The sequence below is a fragment of the Streptococcus sp. ALY_208 genome, assembly GCF_058314295.1.
In genome coordinates this window covers 28,676-52,077 of the sequence record NZ_JBZFUI010000005.1, presented here as the reverse complement: position 1 = coordinate 52,077, position 23,402 = coordinate 28,676, and the positions used below count along the sequence as shown (strand labels likewise).

At 42.4% G+C, this 23,402-nt stretch carries 19 protein-coding genes; 2 read left to right on the top strand and 17 right to left on the bottom strand.

The genetic code is table 11. The features are described 5' to 3' along the window. Positions 1-179: 179 nt before the first annotated feature. The gene (locus tag AC4HAI_RS05930; RefSeq protein ID WP_491079221.1) at positions 180-365 is read left to right on the top strand and encodes a 4-oxalocrotonate tautomerase; all 186 of its coding nucleotides are present in this window, start codon (positions 180-182) and stop codon (positions 363-365) included. 77 nt (positions 366-442) lie between these two features. On the opposite strand, the gene AC4HAI_RS05925 is transcribed toward AC4HAI_RS05930, so the two are convergent. The 8 genes from AC4HAI_RS05925 to sufB form a co-directional block, all read right to left on the bottom strand. After that, a complete protein-coding gene (locus AC4HAI_RS05925) occupies positions 443-793 on the bottom strand; it encodes a hypothetical protein (protein WP_491110823.1) in 351 nt (116 codons plus the stop codon). A 216-nt stretch (positions 794-1,009) separates the two neighbouring features. After that, positions 1,010-3,415, bottom strand: a complete 2,406-nt coding sequence (locus AC4HAI_RS05920) for a glycogen/starch/alpha-glucan phosphorylase (RefSeq protein WP_491079223.1) — start codon at positions 3,413-3,415, stop codon at positions 1,010-1,012. A 168-nt stretch (positions 3,416-3,583) separates the two neighbouring features. Then, the gene (glgA, locus tag AC4HAI_RS05915; RefSeq protein WP_491110821.1) at positions 3,584-5,014 is read right to left on the bottom strand and encodes a glycogen synthase GlgA; all 1,431 of its coding nucleotides are present in this window, start codon (positions 5,012-5,014) and stop codon (positions 3,584-3,586) included. Beyond that, positions 5,011-6,144, bottom strand: a complete 1,134-nt coding sequence (gene glgD / locus AC4HAI_RS05910; protein ID WP_491110820.1) for a glucose-1-phosphate adenylyltransferase subunit GlgD — start codon at positions 6,142-6,144, stop codon at positions 5,011-5,013. The genes glgA and glgD overlap by 4 nt, the downstream gene beginning before the upstream one ends. Further along, positions 6,134-7,273: a glucose-1-phosphate adenylyltransferase gene (locus AC4HAI_RS05905; protein WP_491079226.1), complete on the bottom strand. Its 1,140-nt coding sequence runs from the start codon at positions 7,271-7,273 to the stop codon at positions 6,134-6,136. Before AC4HAI_RS05905 ends, glgD begins: the two co-directional genes overlap by 11 nt. Before the next feature lie 27 nt (positions 7,274-7,300). Further along, complete coding sequence (gene glgB / locus AC4HAI_RS05900) at positions 7,301-9,175, bottom strand: 1,4-alpha-glucan branching protein GlgB (protein ID WP_491110818.1); 1,875 nt, start codon at positions 9,173-9,175, stop codon at positions 7,301-7,303. A gap of 154 nt (positions 9,176-9,329) precedes the next feature. After that, the gene (pulA, locus tag AC4HAI_RS05895; protein WP_491110817.1) at positions 9,330-11,564 is read right to left on the bottom strand and encodes a type I pullulanase; all 2,235 of its coding nucleotides are present in this window, start codon (positions 11,562-11,564) and stop codon (positions 9,330-9,332) included. 229 nt (positions 11,565-11,793) lie between these two features. Continuing rightward, entirely contained in the window at positions 11,794-13,200 is a 1,407-nt protein-coding gene (gene sufB / locus AC4HAI_RS05890) for a Fe-S cluster assembly protein SufB (RefSeq protein ID WP_491110816.1), read from the bottom strand. Positions 13,201-13,352: 152 nt separating this feature from the next. Here sufB and AC4HAI_RS05885 point away from each other — a divergent pair, with 152 nt between their 5' ends. Then, positions 13,353-13,706: a DUF1304 domain-containing protein gene (locus AC4HAI_RS05885; RefSeq protein ID WP_491110814.1), complete on the top strand. Its 354-nt coding sequence runs from the start codon at positions 13,353-13,355 to the stop codon at positions 13,704-13,706. A gap of 119 nt (positions 13,707-13,825) precedes the next feature. Here AC4HAI_RS05885 and AC4HAI_RS05880 read toward each other — a convergent pair whose 3' ends face one another. The 9 genes from AC4HAI_RS05880 to gdhA all read right to left on the bottom strand — a co-directional run bounded on the left by AC4HAI_RS05880 (position 13,826) and on the right by gdhA (position 23,257). Further along, entirely contained in the window at positions 13,826-14,089 is a 264-nt protein-coding gene (locus AC4HAI_RS05880; protein ID WP_491110812.1) for a hypothetical protein, read from the bottom strand. A gap of 1 nt (position 14,090) precedes the next feature. Beyond that, on the bottom strand, positions 14,091-14,738 hold the full coding sequence (locus AC4HAI_RS05875; RefSeq protein WP_491110811.1) for a hypothetical protein: 648 nt from the start codon (positions 14,736-14,738) through the stop codon (positions 14,091-14,093). Positions 14,739-14,830: 92 nt separating this feature from the next. Beyond that, positions 14,831-16,072 carry a sensor histidine kinase gene (locus tag AC4HAI_RS05870; protein ID WP_491110810.1) on the bottom strand — a complete coding sequence of 414 codons (1,242 nt, stop codon included), beginning with the start codon at positions 16,070-16,072 and terminating at the stop codon, positions 14,831-14,833. Next, positions 16,065-16,754, bottom strand: coding sequence for a response regulator transcription factor (locus AC4HAI_RS05865; protein WP_491079233.1), 690 nt, complete (start codon positions 16,752-16,754; stop codon positions 16,065-16,067). The genes AC4HAI_RS05870 and AC4HAI_RS05865 overlap by 8 nt, the downstream gene beginning before the upstream one ends. A 4-nt stretch (positions 16,755-16,758) precedes the next feature. After that, complete coding sequence (locus tag AC4HAI_RS05860; RefSeq protein ID WP_491110808.1) at positions 16,759-17,376, bottom strand: GTP pyrophosphokinase; 618 nt, start codon at positions 17,374-17,376, stop codon at positions 16,759-16,761. 152 nt (positions 17,377-17,528) lie between these two features. Next, positions 17,529-19,277 carry an ABC transporter ATP-binding protein gene (locus tag AC4HAI_RS05855; RefSeq protein WP_491110807.1) on the bottom strand — a complete coding sequence of 583 codons (1,749 nt, stop codon included), beginning with the start codon at positions 19,275-19,277 and terminating at the stop codon, positions 17,529-17,531. Beyond that, on the bottom strand, positions 19,274-21,097 hold the full coding sequence (locus AC4HAI_RS05850) for an ABC transporter ATP-binding protein (protein WP_491110806.1): 1,824 nt from the start codon (positions 21,095-21,097) through the stop codon (positions 19,274-19,276). Before AC4HAI_RS05850 ends, AC4HAI_RS05855 begins: the two co-directional genes overlap by 4 nt. Positions 21,098-21,100: 3 nt before the next feature. Further along, the gene (locus AC4HAI_RS05845; RefSeq protein WP_491110805.1) at positions 21,101-21,535 is read right to left on the bottom strand and encodes a MarR family winged helix-turn-helix transcriptional regulator; all 435 of its coding nucleotides are present in this window, start codon (positions 21,533-21,535) and stop codon (positions 21,101-21,103) included. 369 nt (positions 21,536-21,904) lie between these two features. Beyond that, positions 21,905-23,257, bottom strand: coding sequence for an NADP-specific glutamate dehydrogenase (gene gdhA / locus AC4HAI_RS05840; RefSeq protein ID WP_491079238.1), 1,353 nt, complete (start codon positions 23,255-23,257; stop codon positions 21,905-21,907). Positions 23,258-23,402 lie beyond the last annotated feature (145 nt).

The window sequence follows — 23,402 nt, the reverse complement described above, 5'->3', positions numbered from 1 at the left end:
CTAAAAGGTTATCGCTTTATTTTACCACAATTCACTCTAATGTTCAGCAGAAATCCAGAAACTAACTTGTCTCCCAGATCGCCTACTTTTTCTTATTTCTGATGATATTTTTCTCTCACTATAGGTTAATTCGTGGTACAATGGTGGAAATATTATTAAGAACTTTTAGGAGGACGATAATGCCATTTGTTAAAATCGATTTATTTGAAGGGCGCAGTCAAGCGCAAAAAGATCAGCTGGCTCGTGAAGTTACTGAGGTTGTCTCACGTGTTGCCAAGGCGCCAAAGGAAGCTATCCATGTCTTTATCAACGATCTACCAGAAGGCACCTATTATCCACAAGGTGAGATGAAGAAAAAGAATTAAGAAACGCAAAAAGACACATGAACCGATGAACGTTTATGTGTCTTTTTTTGCTTGTCTCATATTCTATTGGTCATGGGCTAGAAAAATTCTACAAAAAAATCTTTGGCTAAAAACTCGATGATCTGCTGGACATCGAAGGCTGCTGACAAGTTAGTCACACCCGATAGGTGGCTGACTTCAATCTCTTTAGTCTGATAATGAAACACTACTTGAAAAGCAAACTGACCGTAGCCTTGGAAAGGGGATGGCGATTCAAAGAGATAGCACTTATACGAACGCCTGCTACTGCTTGCCTCGGCTAGCTCATAGCGCAAGGAACGTAACTCCAAATCCGTCATAAAACTGAGCAGGGGTAAAAGCTCATCGCTGATCTCGCTCATGAAACGCTCGATGTTGCTATCTTCAAATTTTTCCTTGATAAAGGCCATAGTTACCTCCTTAGAAGCTGTTAAAACTTAGGCTATCTTACCATTTTTACCACAAATCTGCTGACATTAGGATTTCAGCTTATAAGGAACACCGGATAGGAGCGATTCGATATGCAAGGGAGTCTATCTAGACTATCTTTACCAACTTGAACTGACTGGATCTGGATTGAGAGTCCTTGCTATCTTATTGTATTTTATAGCTTCTTACTCAAGACCTTATTTTTCTAATTGCCATATCTCCTCGGCATACTCTTTAATAGTATCATCAGAGGTGAATTTATGAGACTTAGCAATATTGGTTAAGCTCATTTGCATCCAAGATTTTTTATCCCGATAGAGGGTGTCAATGCGTTCTTGAGCTTGGCTATAGGAAGCGAAATCTTCCAGTAAAAAGTACTCATCGTTATAAGTGATCAAGGCTTCATAGATCTCAGAACCTTGAGCCTGTGCATTAGGGATAGTACCATTGATTAAAGTATCTAGCAGGCGCTTGATTGTGGGATTGGTTTCATAGATTTTGCGTGAATCGTAATCATGGTTAGCATAATGGCGATAAACCTCATCTTTATTCATTCCAAAGATAATGATATTATCATCGCCAACTTCATCTTTGATTTCAATATTGGCACCATCCAGGGTCGCCAGAGTCACCGCTCCTGTCATCATGAATTTCATATTTGAAGTTCCAGAAGCCTCTTTGGAAGCTAGAGAAATCTGTTCGGAAACATCAGCCGCTGGTATGATGAGTTCTGCTAGGCTAACATTATAGTTTTCAAGAAAAACAAGTTTTAATTTCCCTTGAATGCTTTCATCGTTGTTGATAAGATTAGCTAATTCATTGATGAGTTTGATAACAGATTTAGCAAAATGATAACCTGGAGCAGCCTTGGCACCGAAGATATAGACATGAGGAACGACGTCAAGGTCTGGATTATCTTTGAGGTCTAAATAGCGTTTAACAATATGTAAAACATTTAGAAGCTGACGCTTATAGGCATGAAGACGCTTGACTTGGACATCAAAAATCGCATCTGTTGAAACTTCTACACCTGTAGACTTCTTGATATAGGCTGCAAGACGGGCTTTAGCCGCCTTTTTGACTCGGTAGAATTTATCCAAAACGTCCTCATCGTTAACAAAGGCTGATAAAGTCTCTAGCTGGTGAATATCCTTGCGCCACGCTTTACCAATGGTTTCATCAATAGCTTGTGACAGTTCTGGAGCAGCAATCTGTGTCCATCGACGTGGGACGATTCCATTTGTCTTATTGTTGAATTTTTCTGGATAGAGTGTATAGAAGTCATGCAAGGTATCTTCTTTTAGTAACTCAGTATGTAATTTGGCAACACCGTTGACTGAGTGACCACCGATAATCGCTAGGTGGGCCATATGAATCTGGCCGTCTTTCACAATGCGGGTCCGTTCGATCAATCCAGCATCTCTATTATCATTTACCAAATCTGAAACAAAGCGATTATCAATTTCTAAGACTAGTTGATAAACACGTGGCAGCACTTCTTTGAAAAGATTGGCATCCCATTTTTCTAGAGCTTCTGACAGAATCGTATGATTGGTGTAGCTCATCGTTTTGACCGTCGTCTCCCAAGCTGCATTCCATCCAAGACCATAATCATCCACAAGGATACGCATGAACTCAGCAGGGGCTACCGCTGGATGGGTGTCGTTGATATGGACTGAAACTTTTTCATGGATCTTATCCAGAGGAAGACCTTGTTTAAGATAATTCTTGATAATCGTTTGAAGCCCTGCACTGGTCATGAAGTATTCTTGAATCAAGCGCAAGCGCTTCCCTTCATAATTACTATCATCAGGGTATAGTATGGCTGTTATATCCTGAACTTTGCGACGATCTTCCAAGGTTGGGTATTGCAATTCATATTCTTCAGGGATTTCAACATCCCAGAGACGCAAGTTATTGATCACTTGATTTTCAAAACCGATCTGAGGAATATCATAAGGAACTGCCCGTAAGATTTGTGCATTATGATAAATTGGGATGAGACGACCTTCCTCATTAGATTCAAGGTAGACATCCCCAAACAACTTGATATCCACGACATCGTGATCTTTGCGATATTCCCAGACATTACCAATAGATCCAAACCAAGAGTCAGGTATTTCCACCTGATGGCCATCGACAATACGCTGTTTGAAGAGACCATACTTGTATCTCAGCCCATTACCAAATCCAGGGTAGCCTGTAGTTGCTAGAGAATCCATAAAGGCAGCGGCCAAGCGGCCCAAGCCTCCATTTCCCAAAGCCATATCATGCTCAGCTTCCACAATGTCTCTAAAGTCAATGTCTAGATCTGTGAAGGCCTCCTTGACCAGGTCTAAAATGCCTAAATTCAGTAAATTGGTTTCTAGCATACGACCTGGGAGAAACTCGATCGAAAAATAGTAAGCTACTTTTTGTTTTTTCTCTGATAGCAACTGATTCCTGGAAATCCAAGTGTCTGCATAGTATTTTCGAATGAGTTTAGCTAAGCTGGTAAAGATTTCTGAAGCCGTCGCATCTGGAACTTTTATCAGCTGCTCCTCATGTAAGGTATCCTTAAAATCACGAATAAATTGATCTTTTGTTAAATTTTCTAATTGCATTGTTCATCCTTTCGCCTACATACTCAGGCATAAAATAAGAGTGGGAGGTGCTTTCTGTGCACTTTTTATTATCACTTCCCCCACACTCTTATTTTCATATTTTACTGGGGTCACAGTCACTGTCATCTTGCAGATCTATCAACGCCTATGACCAGTTTCGTTACACTATCAGGAAAGTTGTTCATACAAAGTCACATACTCTGAACTAGCACTATCCCAAGAAAAATCAGATGACATGGCATTTTTTTGTAATTGTCTGTAATCTTCTGGAGCGTTCCAGTACACATCGAGAGCTGCTTGAATGGTGCGGGTCATCCAATAAGATGAAAATTCTCCGAAGCTAAATCCCGTTCCTGTTTTATCATAGCGATTATAGGGAATAACCGTGTCTTTCAATCCCCCTACTTCCGATACAATCGGTAAACTACCATAGCGCATAGCCATCATTTGAGAAAGGCCACAAGGCTCAAAGGCTGACGGCATCAGGAAAAAGTCACAGGAGGCATAGATTTGCTGAGCTAAGGTCAAGTTGAAAGTAATATTAGCTGATAGCTTATCAGGAAATGCACTCGCAAACCAAGATAAGCTAGCTTCATAATGGGGATAACCAGTGCCAAGTAAAACAATCTGTAAATCGTTTTGAAGAATATGGTGGAGCTCCTCAATCACTAAATCAAATCCCTTTTGATCTGTTAAACGAGATACCAAGCCTATCATAGGGACATCTGGGCGAACAGGGAGTCCTAGTTGTTCTTGAAGGGCTGCTTTATTTTGAACCTTACCAGATAAATCTGTCATTGAGAAATGATGAGGGATTAGGGGATCTGTTTCTGGATCAAACAAGTCAGTGTCAATTCCATTGACAATTCCTGATAGCTTGCCGGACTCCATAATCATAATCTGACTCAGTCCCTTACCAAACTCTGGTGTCTGGATCTCTCTTGCATAGCTAGGAGAGACAGTTGTCACACGATCTGCATAGAGGACGGCTGCTTTCATCCAGTTGAGGCAATCATTCCACCGCAAGGTTCCATCCAAATAGCGCTCATCACCTACACCAAACAAGTCTCCAAGCATACCTGGATCGAACTGCCCTTGAAATTCAATATTATGAATGGTAAAGACTGTCTTAATGTCTTGGTAAGCCTGAATCCAATGATATTTTTCCTTGAGCAAAAAAGGAATCATGGCCGTATGATAATCATGGACATGGACAATATCAGGAATCTCACCGATCTTCTCAATAGCTTCTATTGCCGCTAATTGGAAGTAAGCAAAGCGCTCTCCATCATCCCACTGGCCATAGACAGCGCCACGGTAAAAATATTGCTGATTATCAATAAAGTAAAACGACACGCCATCACGGACGATTTTTTTTAGACCAACATACTGGCGACGCCAGCCAACATTGGTATAAAAATATAAGAGATCTTCTATTTCACTATCAAATTTAGCAGCAACCGAATCATAATAGGGAAGAATGACAGAAACGGTATGCCCCTTTTTTGCAAGCGATTTAGGCAAAGCTCCTATGACATCACCTAAGCCCCCCGTTTTGGCAAAAGGTGCTCCCTCTGCCGCAATAAACAGTAGTTTCATACAATAATGTCTCCCGTAATTTCTTGATTTTTACCGATAACCACTGGATTTTCTATCGTTCCTTTTACTGTCACACCAGCGGGAACAATGACGTTCTTATCTATGATAGCATGCTCGACTACTGCAGCTGCTTCAATTTTTACCTTAGGAAAGACAATGCTGTCTGTCACCTTGGAGCCAGTCTCAACACGGCAGGAACGTGAAATGATAGAGTGTTTAACATCTCCTTTTATAATGGATCCAGAAGCAAACTGTGAGTTGCTGACATTCGAATCCGTATCAAAATAAGTAGCTTCCTCATTTTTTACTTTGGTATAGACTTTTTGGTTGCCATAAAATAGGGTGTAGAACTTTTGAGGATCCAACATATCCATATTGGCATCATAATAAGATTTTATCGAATGAATATTGGCTAGATAGCCTGTGTGCTCAAAGGCCAAAGCACCTGATTCAACAATTAGGTCACGCAACAAAAAGCGGATCTTCCTAGGATGATCTTTTTTAGCCTCTTCTCCCATTTTTTCGATAAGGTAAGGTGTATTAATAACATAAATATCTGCAGACATTGGAGCTGTTTCTTGCTTGTGATCATGATCCAACTTTCCAATAACTGTATCAGAGGTATCGATGTCTAGGATTTCATTATCTTTAGAGATAGCCTCTTGAGGCATCTTTTTGTAGACAACACTCATCTGACGATCCATTACATTATGGACATGGAGAACTTGTTTTAGATTTATATTAGCCAATAAGTCGCAGGACATGTAGACGGTCTGATCGGAATCTGATCGTTTGAGATAGGTCAAAATCTGTCCATAGTAATCTGCATCAGCGACATTGGTGTTTTCCTCGGTATTATAAAATCCAAGAAAATAGTGGCTCAATAAAGTATTCAAACCCCACTCACGTCCTGAGCGTACATGATCGAAAACTGAGCGAATATTTTGGCCTCTAAAAATCCCATAGACGCTACGAATCCCAGCATTTGCAATACTGGACAGTTGAAAATCAAGCAGGCGATATTTTCCATCAAACGGTAAACTAGCCAAGGGACGATTAGTTGTCAGCTCTCCCATGTCCGGATAACCGATCGTATTTCCTAAAATTGCTGTATACTTATCAATCTTCATTTGGACCTCCAATGACCTCATTATAACCAACGACTTCTACTTCTTGGCTGCCATCAATGATAACATTCTCACCGATGACAGCATTTTCACCAACGATGGCTCGAGTAATCCTTGCACCGGCTTTGATAGTAGCACCACTCATAATAAAACTATCTTTGATGACAGCACCTTCTTCCACTTTAACATTTGTAGAGAGAATGGAGTGATCAACCTGTCCAGCTACATAGCAGCCATCTACAACCAGACTATCATTCACCTCAGCCATCTCAGTGATGAAATTAGGCGGTGCAATGAGATTCTTAGAATAAATTTTCCAAGAGCGATTACGGCTATCCAGCTTGTTATCTTCCCCAATATATTCCATATTGGCTTCCCAGAGTGACTCGATGGTACCGACATCCTTCCAATAACCAGAAAAGTCGTAGGTATAGACAGGTTCTCCTTGCTCCAGATAAGCTGGAATGACGTGCTTACCAAAGTCTGACATCTCTATATCATTCTTTTGGGCATCGAGTAGCATTTTCCTCAGTTCTTGCCAATTAAAGATATAAATCCCCATAGAAGCTTTGGTGGATTTGGGATGTTCAGGTTTTTCTTCAAATTCTACAATCCGATTATTAACATCCGTATTCATAATACCAAAGCGACTAGCTTCTTTGAGGGGAACATCGATGACAGCTACTGTCAAACTGGCCTGATTATCCTTGTGCGTTTGGAGCATATCGTCATAATCCATTTTATAGATATGGTCTCCCGACAGGATTAGAACGTATTCGGGGTCTATGCTATCAATATAATCAATATTTTGGTAGATAGCATGACTGGTCCCTAAAAACCAACGATTCCCTTCTGTAGCTGAATAGGGCTGCAAGATGCTAACACCACTGTCAATACCATCCAGCCCCCAAGAAGAGCCATTACCAATATGACTGTTCAAAACTAAGGGCTGATACTGGGTAATAACTCCGACATTATCAATTCCCGAATTTGCACAGTTGGATAAGGCAAAATCGATAATACGATAACGCCCACCAAATTGCACAGCTGGTTTAGCAATGCTTTGCGTTAATTTTCCCAAACGTGTTCCTTGTCCACCTGCAAGGATCAGTGCCAACATTTCATTTTTCATACCTTACTCCTCTTAATAATGATTAGATTATTGTTTTTGACGACGTTTAATTTTCCAAATACTTGCTCCCATTGCTGGGAGTGTAAAACTGAGTGTTTGCTGGTAATTCTTCCATTGGTTAGGCTGGGTTTTAGTGTTGGGATTATGCTCTTTCCATACACCACCGAAGGCTTCCATCTCTGTGTTAAAGATCTCCTGATAGAGTCCAGGGATGGGGACTCCTATCGTAAAATGACGATATTCTACTGGTGTTGTATTAAAAATGCAGACCAAACTATCCCCCTTACTGTCCTTACGGATAAAAGAGAGGACTGACTGGTCTTTATTGTCAGCATCTATAATCTCCAGTCCCTCATAATTCTCATCATTTTCCCACAAGGGGCGCTGTTTTTTGTAAAAAGCGTTCAAATCACTGGTAAACTGTTGCATTTTTACATTGAGCAGATCCTCCTCAGCAAGATTTGACCACTCCAATCCTTGGTCATACTTCCACTCTAAAAACTGGCCGAACTCTGACCCCATAAAAAGTAATTTCTTACCAGGATGGCAGTACTGATAAGTGTATAGCAAGCGTAAACCAGCAAACTGGTTATAGCGATCTCCCCACATTTTATGCATGAGAGACTTCTTTCCATGAACCACTTCATCATGAGAAAAGGGGAGGATAAAGCGCTCGCTGAAGCAGTAAACAAAGCTAAAGGTCAAGAGATTAAAATCATATTTACGATAAATAGGATCCGTCGAGAAAAATTGTAAGGTATCATTCATCCAGCCTAGGTTCCACTTGTAGTCAAAACCAAGACCTCCCTCTTCAATACTTCCCGTAATGGGCGTATCAGCCGTTGATTCCTCTGCTATCATCATAACGTCTGGATGATAGTCTTTTACAATAGCGTTCAGCCTTCTCAAAAAATCATAACCTTCGATGTTACGATTTCCTCCAAATTGATTGAGCGTCCAAGGGCCATCATCATAGTCTCTGTAGATCATGTTAGAGACTGCATCTACACGAATGCCATCAATATGATAATGCTCCAGCCAAAACAAGGCAGATGATATTAGAAAGGATTGGACTTGTTTTTTACCGAGATCAAAGTTTAGGGCGCCCCATCGACTATTGTTGGCACGATCAGGATCCTGATACTCAAAGGTTGGTGTCCCATCAAAATAAGCCAAGGCATCATCATTGCGTGTAAAATGGCCAGGAACCCAATCTACTATAACGCCAATGTTATTCTGGTGGCAGGTATCTACAAAATCTTGGAACTCTTCAGGAGTTCCATAACTATGTTCGAAGGCAAAATACCCCATCAGTTGATAACCCCACGACATTCCCAGAGGATGGGCCATCACTGGCATAAATTCAACGTGGGTATAGTTCATCTCTACAAGATAGGGGATCAACTCGTTCTTTAATTCCTTAAAAGTCCTCCCATCTCTCCAAGAAGAAGCATGCACTTCATAAATAGCTACAGGCCTTTTTCTAAACCCATGACGTCGTCTTCTAGCCAACCAATGCCCGTCATGCCAATGATGCTGAGCGAAAGGTCGCAAATAGGCTGCCGTCCCTGGTCTCTTTTCCAAATAATAGGCGAATGGATCTAACTTTTCGACCACTTCTCCATTAGCACGTGTGATCAAATATTTATAAAGTTGTCCCGTCTGTGCTAAATTGGTTTTAAGCTCCCAAATTCCTGATTCATGGCGAACCATTTCCAAGGGATTTTCCCGCCATTGTGTGAAATCACCAATAACAGAAACATTTTGGGCGTTAGGCGCATACACCCTAAACACATAACCTTCTTTTCCTCTTTCATCACAAGGATGAGCACCTAAAAATTCATAGGCATGGAAGCTCTCACCTCTGCCCCAGTTGTAAAAATTTTCTGAATCATCAGACATTGATACTCCACCTCGCTTTCCTCCAAGCATGCACCGTAGATGTGTTAGCGCTTTCATCTGTCCTTTAAAATAAAACTAGAAACAATCTCTTGATTATCTCTAGTTTTTCAAAGAACGTTCGTTTTACCTTAATAAAAAGTAAAACTTCCTACGTCTAAATTCTACCATTCTTCCCATCATTTGTCAGCATTATTTCGTAGTTTTTTCTATTGGCATCAAAAATCATATACGATTGGTCATCCTTAAATGTGATCATTACTTTACCACTTCCTGCCTGAGCACTGGTGATCAAAACAGCCTCTCTCACTCTCTGGTAAGACTGATAGGAAAGATGGGGATTCGTTTTTTTAAGATGGATCACATCACGAACATCCTGGACGATATCCTCATTTAATGTTCTCAATTTCCAGTCGATCTGATTGACCTCATCGGGGGCATTGTAGGAATTCATGGCACGCGCTTTATCTGCCTGTGTCAATTCGCCTTTTGGACCTGTGGGATAGCGTTTGCTTCTCAAAAACTCCTGCCCTAACTGCATAAAACAGATTCCTTGCATGGTCAGGTTGATAACGGTGGCTAATCGCACACGCTTACGGTGGTGATCCAGTTCATCAGAAGGATGAAGCTCCCATAAAAGATCATTGAGATTGTAGTTATCATGAGCTTCGACATAGTTAAGGACTTGGCTAGGCGTCTGATAAGGGTTGAGCTCATCGCTGCCTAAAAACCCTTTAGCAAGGATTTCTTCTGTGGGTTCGCCTGATACAAAACCCTTTTCTAGATGCCCATAAACTTCTGCGCCTTTTATAGCATTTCTAATGGTATCATTAAAAAATCCAATCCGTGGGAGCAGGGAAGCATTCTCCTTTTTAGCTTTATCTTGAGGGGCTAAACCGACTCCCATGTCCCATCCTTCGCCATAGAGGAGGATGTTAGGATCAATGGCATCGACAGCCTGCCGGATTGCTCTCATGGTATCGATATCATGTAAGCCCATCAGATCAAATCGAAAGCCATCAATACCGTATTCTTCAATCCAATAAGTCACAGAATCTATCATATATTTTCGAAACATTTCTTTTTCAGAAGCTGTTTCATTGCCACATCCTGAGCCATCCTGAAAGCTCCCATTAGGGTTCATGCGATAATAATAATCCGGCACAGTCAACTGAAAGGGAGAATTTTCTGTTGAATAGGTGTGATTGTAGACAACATCCATAATAATACCAATTCCTGCATCATGGTAGGCTTGGATGAGTTCTTTAAGCTCGATAATTCGTGTCACTGGCTCATTTGGATTGGTCGAAAAACTAGCTTCAGGAACATTGTAATTTTCTGGGTCATATCCCCAATTATAGGCATAACTGCCATCATCAAGGATCGTTTGGTGGTGATCAAAGATAGGTTGAAGTTGAACATAGCTATAACCCATCTCCTTGATATAGTCCAATCCGGTCTTATCTCCGTATGGATTTTGACTTCCTCTATAATAAGCTCCCTTAAACGTACCACGATAATTCTCAGGGATACCGGATGTTTCCGACTGGGTAAAGTCTCTGATATGCAGTTCACAAATAACGGCTTGGTTAGGGTTAGTGAGGCGCCAGGGAGCCATGTCGCCATAAGTAACAGTAAAATCCTTAGGTTGTCTATCTTTTTTAGAAATGACAACTGATCTTAAACCATCTGCTGTAGCCGCTATGCTGTAGGGATCGCGACTGTCTCTGAAAATCCGTTTTTTATAGTGAATGCGGTAAGCGTAAGCATGGTAATTGAGATCTTCGTGAACGGTTAGAAACCATACCCCACAGGTATTGAGCCTATGGTTATCTGGCTGGAAATTTTCTCCTCTTGCCATAGGGATGACCTTTTTGACACTGGACTCAGGGTTGGTGGAACTATAGAGGATTACTTCCACTAGTTGGGCAGTGGGAGCCCACAGTCGAAACTGGGTCTGCTCTTTTTGATAGTGGTAACCTAGCCAGCCAGAAAACCCCCATTTTTTATCAAAGGTTTTGCTATTGATGGCCATGTCAAAAGCTTTAGGTCTAGGGTGATTATAGTGGTGGCTGGTAATAGCAGCTTGATGGGAATAATAAACTTCTGGATCGCCATCTATTATCCAAATTTCCGTTTTGCTTTGGCCTTGATGAAGGTTTACATGATAGTCCTGTGTTTTGAAGGACCAGTCCCTATTTTTTACGAGGACTCCAATTTGTTTGACTTCCTGATTACTGTTATAAGTCAGCGTCGCTCTGGCTCCAAAACTGTCAAATAGCGAAAAGTGGCACTCTGATCCTAGAACACTCTCTCGCCACTGCCATAAACTCAAATCATAATACGCCCTATATTTACTATGAAAATGCAGTACCATAACAGTTTCTTTCATAGATTTTCCGTGCTCCCATCAACTCATTATTTCGCCCAGCATCCTCGTCACAAGCTCACCTATTGTACTGTATTAACAAGTATTTTTCAAGAAATACTGCACTGAAACCATTACCAAGTTAAAAGAGCCTGAGACAATTTGCCCAGACTGCTTGGTCTTATTCTTGATTATCAGATTGATACAGTTATTGGCCTTTTGTGACAGCTTCTTTAAGAAATCGTTATTAGGATTAACCGATAGATCCTTCCATTTCAAAGGCGATCAAGCGATTGAGCTCAATAGCGTACTCCATAGGGAGCTCCTTTGCAAATGGTTCAATGAAGCCCATGACAATTTTTTCAGTGGCTTCTTGCTCAGTTAGACCACGGCTCATGAGATAAAAGAGCTGCTCTTCTGAAATCTTTGATACTTTGGCTTCATGCTCAAGGCTAACCGTGGAGTTATGGATTTCATTATAAGGTACGGTATCTGATGAGGAGAGGTCATCCATAAGGATGGTATCACACTCGATATGGCTGAGAGATTTGCTGGCCTGCTGAGCAAAGGTCACTTGACCGCGGTAGTCGACCTTACCGCCTGCCCGTGCAATAGACTTTGAAATGATGGAAGACCTTGTATGCGGGGCATTGTGGATCATCTTGGCACCTGTATCCTGATCCTGACCTTTATTGGCAAAGGCTATGGTCAGCATGGTGCCTGTTGCGCCCTCACCATCCAGATAGATAGCTGGGTATTTCATGGTTGTCTTGGAGCCTAGGTTACCATCGATCCATTCAACTGTTGCATTTTTCTTGGCAGTCGCTCGTTTGGTTACTAAGTTATAGACATTATCTGACCAGTTTTGAATGGTGCTGTAGCGGATATGAGCCCCTTCTAGGGCAAAGACTTCAACCACAGCTGCGTGCAGGCTATTAGTTGTATAGGTTGGTGCTGTGCAGCCTTCGACATAATGCATGCTAGCATTTTTATCCACTACAATCAGAGTCCGTTCAAACTGACCGGTGTTTTCATTATTGATACGCAGATAAAGCTGCAGGGGAACCTCGACGTGAACCCCTTCGGGAATGTAGATAAAGGTTCCTCCCGACCAGACAGCAGAATTTAAGGCAGCTAGCTTATTATCCGTCGGTGGTACTAATTTCCCAAAATACTGGCGAAAAAGCTCTGGATAGCCTTGGAGGGCTGAGTCGATATCTGTAAAAATCACGCCCTTTTCTTCCAAATCTGTCTTCATATTGCGATAGACTGCTTCTGATTCATACTGGGCAACCGTTCCTGCTAGGTAGGCCTGCTCAGCCTCTGGGACTCCCAAGCGCTCAAAGGTTTCCTTGACCTTGTCAGGAACTTCATCCCAGTCACGGGCTGGTGTATCGGAGACTTTTTGGTAGTAGACAATCTCATCGAAATTGACCTCAGATAGGTCTGGACCCCAGCTAGGCATGGGCATGCTTTCAAAAGCCTTAAGCGCTTTTAGACGAAAGTCTAGCATCCAAGCGGGTTCTTGCTTCTTTTCTGAAATCTGGCGAACAACTGCTTCGTTTACGCCCTTCCCCGTTGAAAATACTGGAGTCATGTCAACATGGAAATTGTAGTCCTCTTGATTGACGCTGAGGTCTTCTTGGTTTGGTTTAGTCATAAGCACCTCCTTTTGCACTACATTATAATATTTCTCCTGAAAAATTTCACCAGAAATTTTTCGTATCATGTTCTCTAGCAAGCAGATTATTTGCCTTTCCTTTTGAGAGGTTCTATGATAAGTAAGTATTTCATTAGAATTGAGGAATTATTTTGACTATTTTAAGTATGGTATTGGCTGTTCTTGTTGCTTTGGAGTTCTTTTATATCTTATATTTGGAAACATTTGCGACTGCATCTGCTGCGACTGCACGTGTTTTTGGCATGACTCAAGAAGAGCTGGCTAGCCCTTCCTTAAATACGCTTTTTAAAAATCAAGGGGTCTACAATGGCTTAATTGGACTCGGTATTTTCTACGCTCTGATTTGGAATCCATCTATGCTCATGCCCATCATGATTTATATTATTCTGGTCGCTGCTTATGGGGCTGTGACCTCTCATCCTAAAATCATCTTAACACAAGGTGGACTGGCTATTTTAACACTCTTATCCTTGTGTTTGGCTTAGTGAGTAACTGACCTTATGTTAAAAGACCTATCACTTGTCAGTGATAGGTCTTTTAGTCGTTTAGATAGCTCTTCAATTTCTGTCAGTGGCAGGTGATGAGCTATCTTTTATAATTTCAGCTAATAGGTATTAGTGTTGCGGGCGTAATTCTCAAAGTCTTTAATATCTCTGTGATATTGTTTGATGACCTTATCAGCCTTACTTGGGCTTAATTTTTTGAATTTGAGGGTCATCACTTTTTTGCCAGATGTTTTAGCGATGTGAACAGTGACTTGATCACCTGATTTTTCGTAGCTTATCACGTGTTTAGGTTGTTTACCGCTAATATTTTTAAAGGGATCAACATAGGTCTCTGCTTCATTCTGGCGCTCTGCCTTGGTCATGTCAGGAAACAGTTTTTTTTAGGTCCCTGAGAATGCTAGCTTGGTAGGCTGCTGGGGTTTGACTAGCTATGATCTTGTGGTGCCATTGATCGACCTTTAAAGGTGTTTTAAAGTAAGAGGCGATGTCAATGCTGGGATAATCGCTGTGAATGTCATCGCTGACATCATCAACTTCATCGACGACTTGATCAAAGAGCTGAATCTCTTTATGGGCATCGACTGTTGCATAGATGCGGCTTGAGTTTTCAGACAGCTTTTCAAAATTTTCGACATCATTTGTCTCATATTCCTTGGTATAGACGACCTCATAAGTCCCTTCTAAATTGGCAGAAGTATAGCGATATGTGCTGTAACCACCTAGACCTAGAAAGAGTGCCAAAAGGATAAGTCCTAGAACTAAAAACCAGGTCATCTTTTTAGTTTTTCTAGGGGGGTGGAGCAAGGACGTTCTCTGGCTATTATTCAATAAGGCTGGTTGAACAGACTGAGTTGATAAGGAAGCGGCATCCAGGGAAGCTGATCCACTTTGGTCGGGTTCTTGTACTTCTTCTACAAATTCTCCGTTTTGAAGGGCTTGGTCAATTTCTTCTGGACTTGGCTGACGACTATTGATCTGGCTGAAATAGTCTAGCCATTGGGACTTATTCATAGGATCTCCTTACTCTTTGTTTTTTTAATTATAGCACAGAAATTGCGCCCTCCCTTTGCTAGCCCAGGGCTTTTTGGGGTTAGGTATTAGGATTAGACGATGGGAAAGTCAACGTTAAAGGTGATGGTATCATCCTTGTAGCTGACAAAAATGCGTCCCTTAAAGAGCTTGACCATGCTTTGCGCCATGGACAGGCCGATCCCGTAGCCTGATTTATGCTTATGGCTATGGGACTCATCCTCACGGTAGAAGCGCTCGAAGAACTTGCTATAATCCACATTTTTTCCTTCTTTAAAGGTATTGGATACTGCTAGACGGGCACGCTTGCGCCTGCGGCCACGTTGGCTGAGGACTAATTGAACCGCTCCTTCTGGGTCACAATATTTATTGGCATTGTCTACCAGAATAGTAACCAACTCGAAAATCGACTTTTCTTCAGCTCTGATCTTGATATTGGGTTCTATCTGCATATTAAATGACTTACCATCTTTGATCACGGGACCTTTGAAGTCCTCGGCAGCATCTTGGACAAGGTTTGAAAAATCGATTTGAGATAGAACGAGATCTGGCTGTTCTTCCAGCCTAGCTAGAGCGACCATGGAATTAATCAAGCTGGTCAGGCGAGTGATTTGATCCTTGGTAGACTGGGACCATTCTGTCTCTCCAGTCATGAGCTCCTGCAATTCTGTATTAGCCTGAATAATGGCTAGAGGGGTCTTTAGCTCATGTCCTGCATTGGTAACAAAGCGCCGCTGCTTTTCCATATTTCGGATAAAAGGATGAATGATACGGCCAGAAAAGAGAGTGAAGATAGCTAGAAAGACGACGAAACTGATCACAGACATCAAATAGGTCAGCCTGGTTAAGCGCCTGGTCGTGTCATAAAACTGGCTACTATCCAGAACGACAAAGGTTTTGTTACCATCATCAGCAGGGGTTTCTTGATAGGAAAAATTCCCCTCACCTAACTGGATCATACCCTTGTCTGTATTTCGCTCCAACATCTCTTCAACCAAATCTATCTGATCTGTTTGACTAATGGATTGGATATTGTCTGTGGACGAGGAGATGATTTTCCCTTGCTTATCAACCGTTACACTAAAATAACGGTATTGATAAAGGTCGTCTGGTGAGTGAAATCCGAGGCGCTCTGAAGTCTTTGAATTATAGGTCAGTTGCCCATCATTAGCTACCAAGAGGCGTAAAACATTGTCGACCTGCTGATTATTGGTGAGCCTATAAGAGCTGGTTAATACACTGGAAAATAGTCCTAGGGCTAAGGCTAGGGCTACTGATGCGATAAGGATGATACGAAGACGTAATTTATCATACATGGCTATCACCTGTTTGAACGAGTTCGAAGCCACTATCTTGATCGCCGATGATCTGGAGATCAGACTGAATGGCCTGCAACTTTTGACGCAGATAAGAAATATAGACATAGACGTAGTCCGGGGTCACCTCTGGATTATCATCTTTAGCCCAGACTTGCTGGAAGATCTCTTGGGTTCCAAGATGTTTACCTTTATTTAGCATCAGGATTTCCATCAGGCGTGTTTCCTTGCTGGAGAGACGGATGCTGTTGGTTGCGCTCAATTCTTGCTCCATGACATTTAGCTTGACTGAACCGACTTCTAAGACCTTATCTGTATAGGTATCTAAGCGCCTTTCCATAGAGCGCAATCGGGCTAGGAGTTCCTTTAGGGATATGGGTTTATTGAGGTATTCATCAGCTCCAGCATCCAGTCCAGTCACTCGGTCATCAATCTCACTCATGGCGGTTAGCATAATGATATGGGTCTTATCACCAGAAGCACGGAGCTCCCTCAGAGCATCTAAACCAGTCTTTACCGGCATCATAATGTCAAGAATGATCACATCATAAGTGTGTGCATTGGCTAAGTCCAGGGCCACCTGACCATTCTGGGCGCGATCAACCTGATAGCCTTCATGCTCTAAAGCAGCCTGATAGACACGTGAGAGCTGCTCTTCATCTTCTGCTAGTAAAATTTTCATAGCACTAATCCCCACTTTCTTGTATAAGATTGCGAATCGTCTGCATGGATAGATCACTAGAAGCTAGCTCATCAGCACAACGCTTGAGTTCTCGGGTGATCATCTCTTGATTTTTAACATGATGCTTATACTTCATCTGGTGTTCTAAGCTGGCCCAGGAGTCCTGGGCGATGGTACGGAGCTGGATCTCAGCAAAATAACGGCCTGGCATATTGCCATCCACATCCGCCTGCTCACTCTCTACTTCTAAAATCAAGTGATAGGAGCGATAACCATTGGGTTTAGCCTGCTTGATATAGTCTTTTTCAGCATAGACCTGAACATTGGGCAGGGACTTGAGGAGCTGGACAGTTTTGTAAATATCATCCACAAACCCACAGATGACACGAATACCAATGCTGTCATGGATTACTTTCAGGGCAGAATGCGTTGTGGGGCTAAGTCCCTTGCGCTGGCACTTCTCTACCATACTAGCTTCAGTCTTGATGCGTGCCAAGAGATGCTCATAGAGTTTGAAACCAGTACGCTCTTTTTGCTGCCGGCTCTCTTTTTCAATAGCTTGTGTTAGTTGGTTCATCACCTGCCAAAGATGGGGTTCGAACTCTCCGTAAATACCAGTCATATACCTGCTTGTCCTTTGTGCAATAATGGGTTTATTATAACATAATCTCAAAAAGTACTGGCTAACCGGCCATTTCAGACTAACCGAGTACCTAAAAACGAGCCTGGAACAAAAGTTCAGACTCGTTAGTATTATTCTAGATTGACATTGTCTTAGGCACTCGCAAACTGTGAATTGTAGAGATCTGCGTAAAAGCCATTTTGTGTCATGAGGTCATCATGATTTCCCTGCTCAATGATGTTACCTTCCTTCATGACCAAGATAAGGTCAGCATTGCGAATAGTAGATAGACGGTGGGCAATGACAAAGGAAGTGCGCCCTTCCATGAGTTTGTCCATGGCTTTTTGGATCAATTCTTCTGTACGAGTATCTACTGATGAGGTTGCCTCATCTAGGATCAAGAGTGGGGCATCCTTGAGGAGGGCACGTGCGATGGTCATCAGTTGCTTTTGACCTACAGACAAGGTTACCGAATCATCAAGAACAGTATCATAGCCATTTGGCAGGGTCTTGATATAGTGGTGGACACCGACTGCTTTGGCAGCTGCTATGACTTGCTCATCTGTGATGTGTTCTTGATTGTAGATCAAGTTTTCCTTGACTGTCCCTTCAAACAACCAGGTATCTTGGAGAACCATAGAAAAGGCATCATGAACCTCAGCTCGTGTCATATCATGAACATTGACACCATCGATAGCGATACGGCCACTATTAATTTCATAGAAGCGCATCAGCAGGTTGACGATGGTCGTTTTACCAGCACCTGTCGGACCGACAATAGCAATCTTTTGTCCAGCCTTGGCATGGGCAGAAAAATTGTGGATAATCGTCTTATCAGGCAGATAACCAAAGGATACATTATCAAAGCTGACATCTCCCTTGATTGTATCAAGTTGTTTGGTCTTAGCTTCTTCGACTTCCATTTCTTCCTCATCTAAGAACTCAAAGACACGACCCATGGCAGCGTTAGCGGATTGTAATTGGGTGATGCCTTGAGCCATTTGTGTGATAGGCTGAGTAAAGATACGGACATAGGTCATAAAGGCAACGATAGTCCCCATGGTAATGTCACCGTCGAGTGCTAGTTTAGCCCCTACTAAACAGACCATGACATAGCCAAAGTTCCCGACAAAGTTCATCATAGGAAACATGATCCCTGAGAAAAACTGGGACTTCCACATACTTGTATAGAGTTCCTGATTGAGCTCATCAAAGCGTTCCTTACTCTCATCACGGGCACTGTAAGACGTTACTACATTGTGACCGGTATAGATTTCTTCGACATAACCTGAAACATCGGCTAGATTTTTTTGCTGACGCTTAAAGAGGGGCTGACTCTTACCGATAATAATCCCCGTCAGGGCAAAACCGGCAAAGACAGAGATGATGGCTGTAGCTGCCAGAACTCCGTTAGTCTTGATCATCATGACAATGGATCCAATCAAAAGGATGATGGATGACAGCATTTGTACCAAGCTTTGGTTGAAGGATTGGGTCAAAAGGTCAACATCATTGGTCACTCGTGACAGTGTATCCCCTTGTGAATGGCTATCATAATACATCAGAGGGATACGGTTGATCTTGTCTGAAATAGCGTCGCGCAGGCGTTGGGCGAAGCGCTGAATCATGGTAGCTACAATAAAGCTAGCCAGATAGGAAACGATGGCACCGATAGCATAGAGGATAGCCAGGGTCATTCCTATCTGGGTGATTTTATCCATATCGATTTCACCGGTCAGCCCCTTGGTGATGGTATCTGTCATCTCCTTGAGACGATCCGGTCCAATCACGGTAATGGTACTTGAGACGATCGTAAAAATAATGGCTAAAACAAAGACGGCACGATATCCCTTAAGAAAAGGAGTCATTTTACGAATCACAGATTGTTTTTTGTTTTTCATTTTTCTAACTCCTCCTTAGATAGTTGTGAATAGGCGATTTCTTGATAAACAGAATTATTGGCAAGAAGCTCTTTATGGGTACCTTGTCCGACGACTTTACCTTCATCGAGGACCAAGATTTGATCGGCATCCATAATGGTTGAAATCCGTTGGGCAACAATCAGTTTGGTCAGATCCTTAGTTTGCTTATTGAGCTCCTCACGTAGGATGCGGTCTGTCTTATAGTCCAGAGCTGAGAAAGAATCGTCAAAGATCAGAATTTCTGGCTTACGGGCTAGGGCACGAGCGATAGCTAAACGCTGGCGCTGACCTCCTGAGAAGTTGGTACCACCTTGAGCCACCTCAGTATCCAGTCCCTTTTCTTTTCCTTGGACAAAATCTTTGGCTTGAGCCAGTTCTAAAGCCTCCCAGATCTCTTGATCGCTGAGATCTCCCTGGGCACTCTTACCAAACTGAATATTTGAACGGATGGTACCTGTGAAGAGGACAGCTTTTTGAGGAATATAGCCGACCTTGTTGTTTAGATCTTCGTGGGTATAATCTCGCACGTCCACGCCATCAATCTTGATCCAGCCACCCGTAGCATCGTAAAAACGGGCAATCAGATTGACCAAGGTCGATTTACCAGAACCAGTCGATCCTATAAAGGCGATCGTTTGCCCTTTATTAGCCTTGAAGCTGACATGTTCAATCACATCAGCAGAGTTTTTGCTATAACGGAAGGACAGATCGTGAACTTCAACTTCTCCTACTTGCCCGTTGGTTTCTTTAGACTTTTCTTTAAAGCTGACAGATGGTTCCAGGGCTAGAACTTCATTGATACGCTTAGCGGACACTAGTGCACGTGGCAGGATAATAAAGATAGCTGCCATCATGAGGAAACCAAAGACTGCCTGCATGGCATAGGATGAAAAGACAACCATGTCACTAAAGATGCTGACACGATCATCGATGGCCTCTTTTGCTGCTTTGATCATCTGCATGACCATAGGACTTGTCTTATCGATCTTAGGCAGTGAGACATCATCGATTAAGTTAGCCCCAATCCAGTAGATAGACAGAGTCAAACCACTTGAAACCATGGTCATGACTGGGTTCATCAAGGACATGAGGCGGTAGACAAACAGATTTAGCTTAGTCAGATTGGCGTTTTCATCTTTGAATTTTTTATCTTGGTAGTCCTCTGCATTATAGGCACGGACCACACGGATACCGGTCAATGACTCTCGGGTCGTTGCATTGAGGGCATCTGTCCAGGATTGGACCTTGCGTTGACGTGGAAAGGCAACTAACATCAAGATCGCTAGCATGATCACAACGACCAGAATAGCCACACCTACTGCACCAGTCCACTCACCACTCTTACCCCAGATTTTAGATAGAGCCCATACCGCCATGATAGGACCACGAGTCACCACCTGCATCCCTATGGTGACCATGATTTGTAACTGGGTCAAATCATTAGTGGTACGTGTCAAGAGACTTGGCACTGAAAATTGTTTGATCTCAGCTTGTGAATAATCAGCTACTTGATTGAAAATATCCGAGCGCAAACGGGTGGTGAAACCAGCAGCTGTACGGGCAGCTAGAAACCCAACACAGACAGCCATGACAAAACTACCAAATGAAAACAGCAGCATCTTGGAACCTGGTTCCATGATATCTGATGTCTTTGTCCCTTTTTCCTGCAGCAGACGGGTGATATCAGAGACATACTCTGGTGTTTTTAAATCCATCCATACTGCCAAGCAGACGAATACCGTACTGAGCCCAATCATGCTCCATTCCTTGGCGCTGAGACGTTTGAAAATTTTAAACATCTTCTACTCCTTAATTTCTAGATTTTCTTTAATTTTTTGAAAAACTTTTTGAGAAACTTCAACATCCTTCTCATCAATCCCTTTCAGCAATTTGGCATTGAGGGTCCTGTGAAAGGCCTGGATATCTATAGCTTTTTGCCGACCATGCTCTGTCAGGACCACTTGCTTATAGCGCTTATCTGTCTTTGAGGGGATCACTTGGATAAACTGATTTTTCTCCATGCGTTTGATCAGGTTGCTGGCAACAGATTTTGAGATATTGAGTTTGGTCTCGATGTCCTTGATAAAAATCTCTTGCTCCTGATGATCCAGCAGATAGGCCACTGTATAGCCTTGAGGACCCGCCAAGTGCTCAACACCATATTGCTTAGCCAGATCTTGGACGGCAGATTCCATAGTATTGATGAAGTTTCTGAAAGTATCAAAAGGATCTTTCATGAAAACACCTCACATTTTCTTGAAAACAACTAGTTCTCATGAGAATCATACTACTCCTTCCTCCAATCAAAGTCAAGAATAATGTTTCCATGAGAACTAATTTAAGAATACAAAAAGAGAGGCCTAAAATGCCTCTCAGCTTGAAGAAAAAGTATTGTTTGCTACCATCCTTAAGTGCTGCCGGACGCTAGCAACCTCCTTCGCAGTTTCATAGCTCAATTTTGAGCCCTAAGGCTCAAAATTCCCGAGTGTTAGAAAGGTTTATATAATAGCGTTTCTAATACTTTTAGTAGGGCGGAGGTGGCTGGATTATGCTCGCCTTACTCGCAAAGATCTGAAGATGGATCTGCTGGTATAGCGTTCTGTCCCTTAGACGATTCCTTGAGCTGACATAGCTTCAGCAACTTTGAGGAAACCGGCGATATTAGCACCAACAACCAAGTTACCTTCTTGCCCAAACTCTTTAGCTGCTGCTGCAGCATTTTCGTAAATGCCTTTCATGATATCGTAGAGCTTGCTGTCCACTTCTTCAAAGCTCCATGATGTGCGCCCGCTGTTTTGAGCCATTTCAAGAGCTGATACCGCTACACCGCCGGCATTGGCAGCCTTGGCAGGTCCAAATGATACCCCATTTTTAAGGAAAACATCGATGGCACCCAGCGTCGATGGCATATTTGCCCCTTCAGAAACGGCTATCACACCATTTTTTACAAGTGTTTCAGCGTCTGTTTCGCTCAGTTCATTTTGAGTGGCACATGGGAAGGCTAGATCTGCCTTAATAGACCAGATTGTCGTTTCTCCACCTGCTGGAGTGAAGCTTGCACTTGGACGTGCATCAGCGTAAGCTGTAATACGTGCACGATCCACTTCTTTGACTTGTTTGAGCAGGTCCACATCAATCCCTTCTGGATCATAAACGTAACCAGATGAATCAGATACTGCTACAACCTTAGCACCGAGGCTCTGCAATTTTTGCGTTGCGTAGATGGCAACATTACCAGAACCAGAAACGATGGCTGTCTTATTGTTGAAGTTTTCACCACGAGCATTGAGCATTTGCTCTGCAAAATAAACAGCTCCATAACCAGTAGCTTCTGTACGAGCCAGTGATCCACCCCAGGTCAAGCCTTTACCTGTCAATACACCAGTGTATTCGTTGCGGAGGCGTTTGTACTGACCATAGAGATAGCCGATCTCACGTCCTCCAACACCGATATCACCGGCAGGAACATCTGTGTCTGCACCGATATGTTTGCTGAGCTCAGTCATGAAGCTTTGGCAAAACCGCATGATTTCATTATCTGACTTGCCTTTAGGATCAAAGTTAGATCCACCCTTACCGCCTCCGATAGGTTGACCAGTTAGTGAATTTTTAAAGATTTGTTCAAATCCTAGGAATTTGATGATGGATTGGTTAACCGAAGGGTGGAAACGAAGTCCTCCTTTGTAAGGACCGATGGCAGATGAGAACTGCACACGGAAACCACGGTTAACTTGAACCTTTCCTTGGTCGTCGACCCATGGGACACGGAAAGAGACGATGCGCTCTGGCTCAACCAAGCGTTCTAAGAGATTTTCCTCGATGTATTTAGGGTATTTATCAAAGACTGGTACCAAAGACTGGAATACTTCCTCTACTGCTTGCAAGAATTCTGGTTCATGGCTGTTTAATTTTTTAACCTTTTCAAAGACACTGTCCACATATGTTTGTCCATTTGTCATAGCACTTACCTCCGATATATTGAATTGTAATTTTTATTACGGATCATATTATATAAATATTCAGAATATTTTGTCAAGATTTTTCCAATGTCTGGTGGCCATCATTCGGATATTCTGCTCTTTTGATGACAAAGACTTATCTACA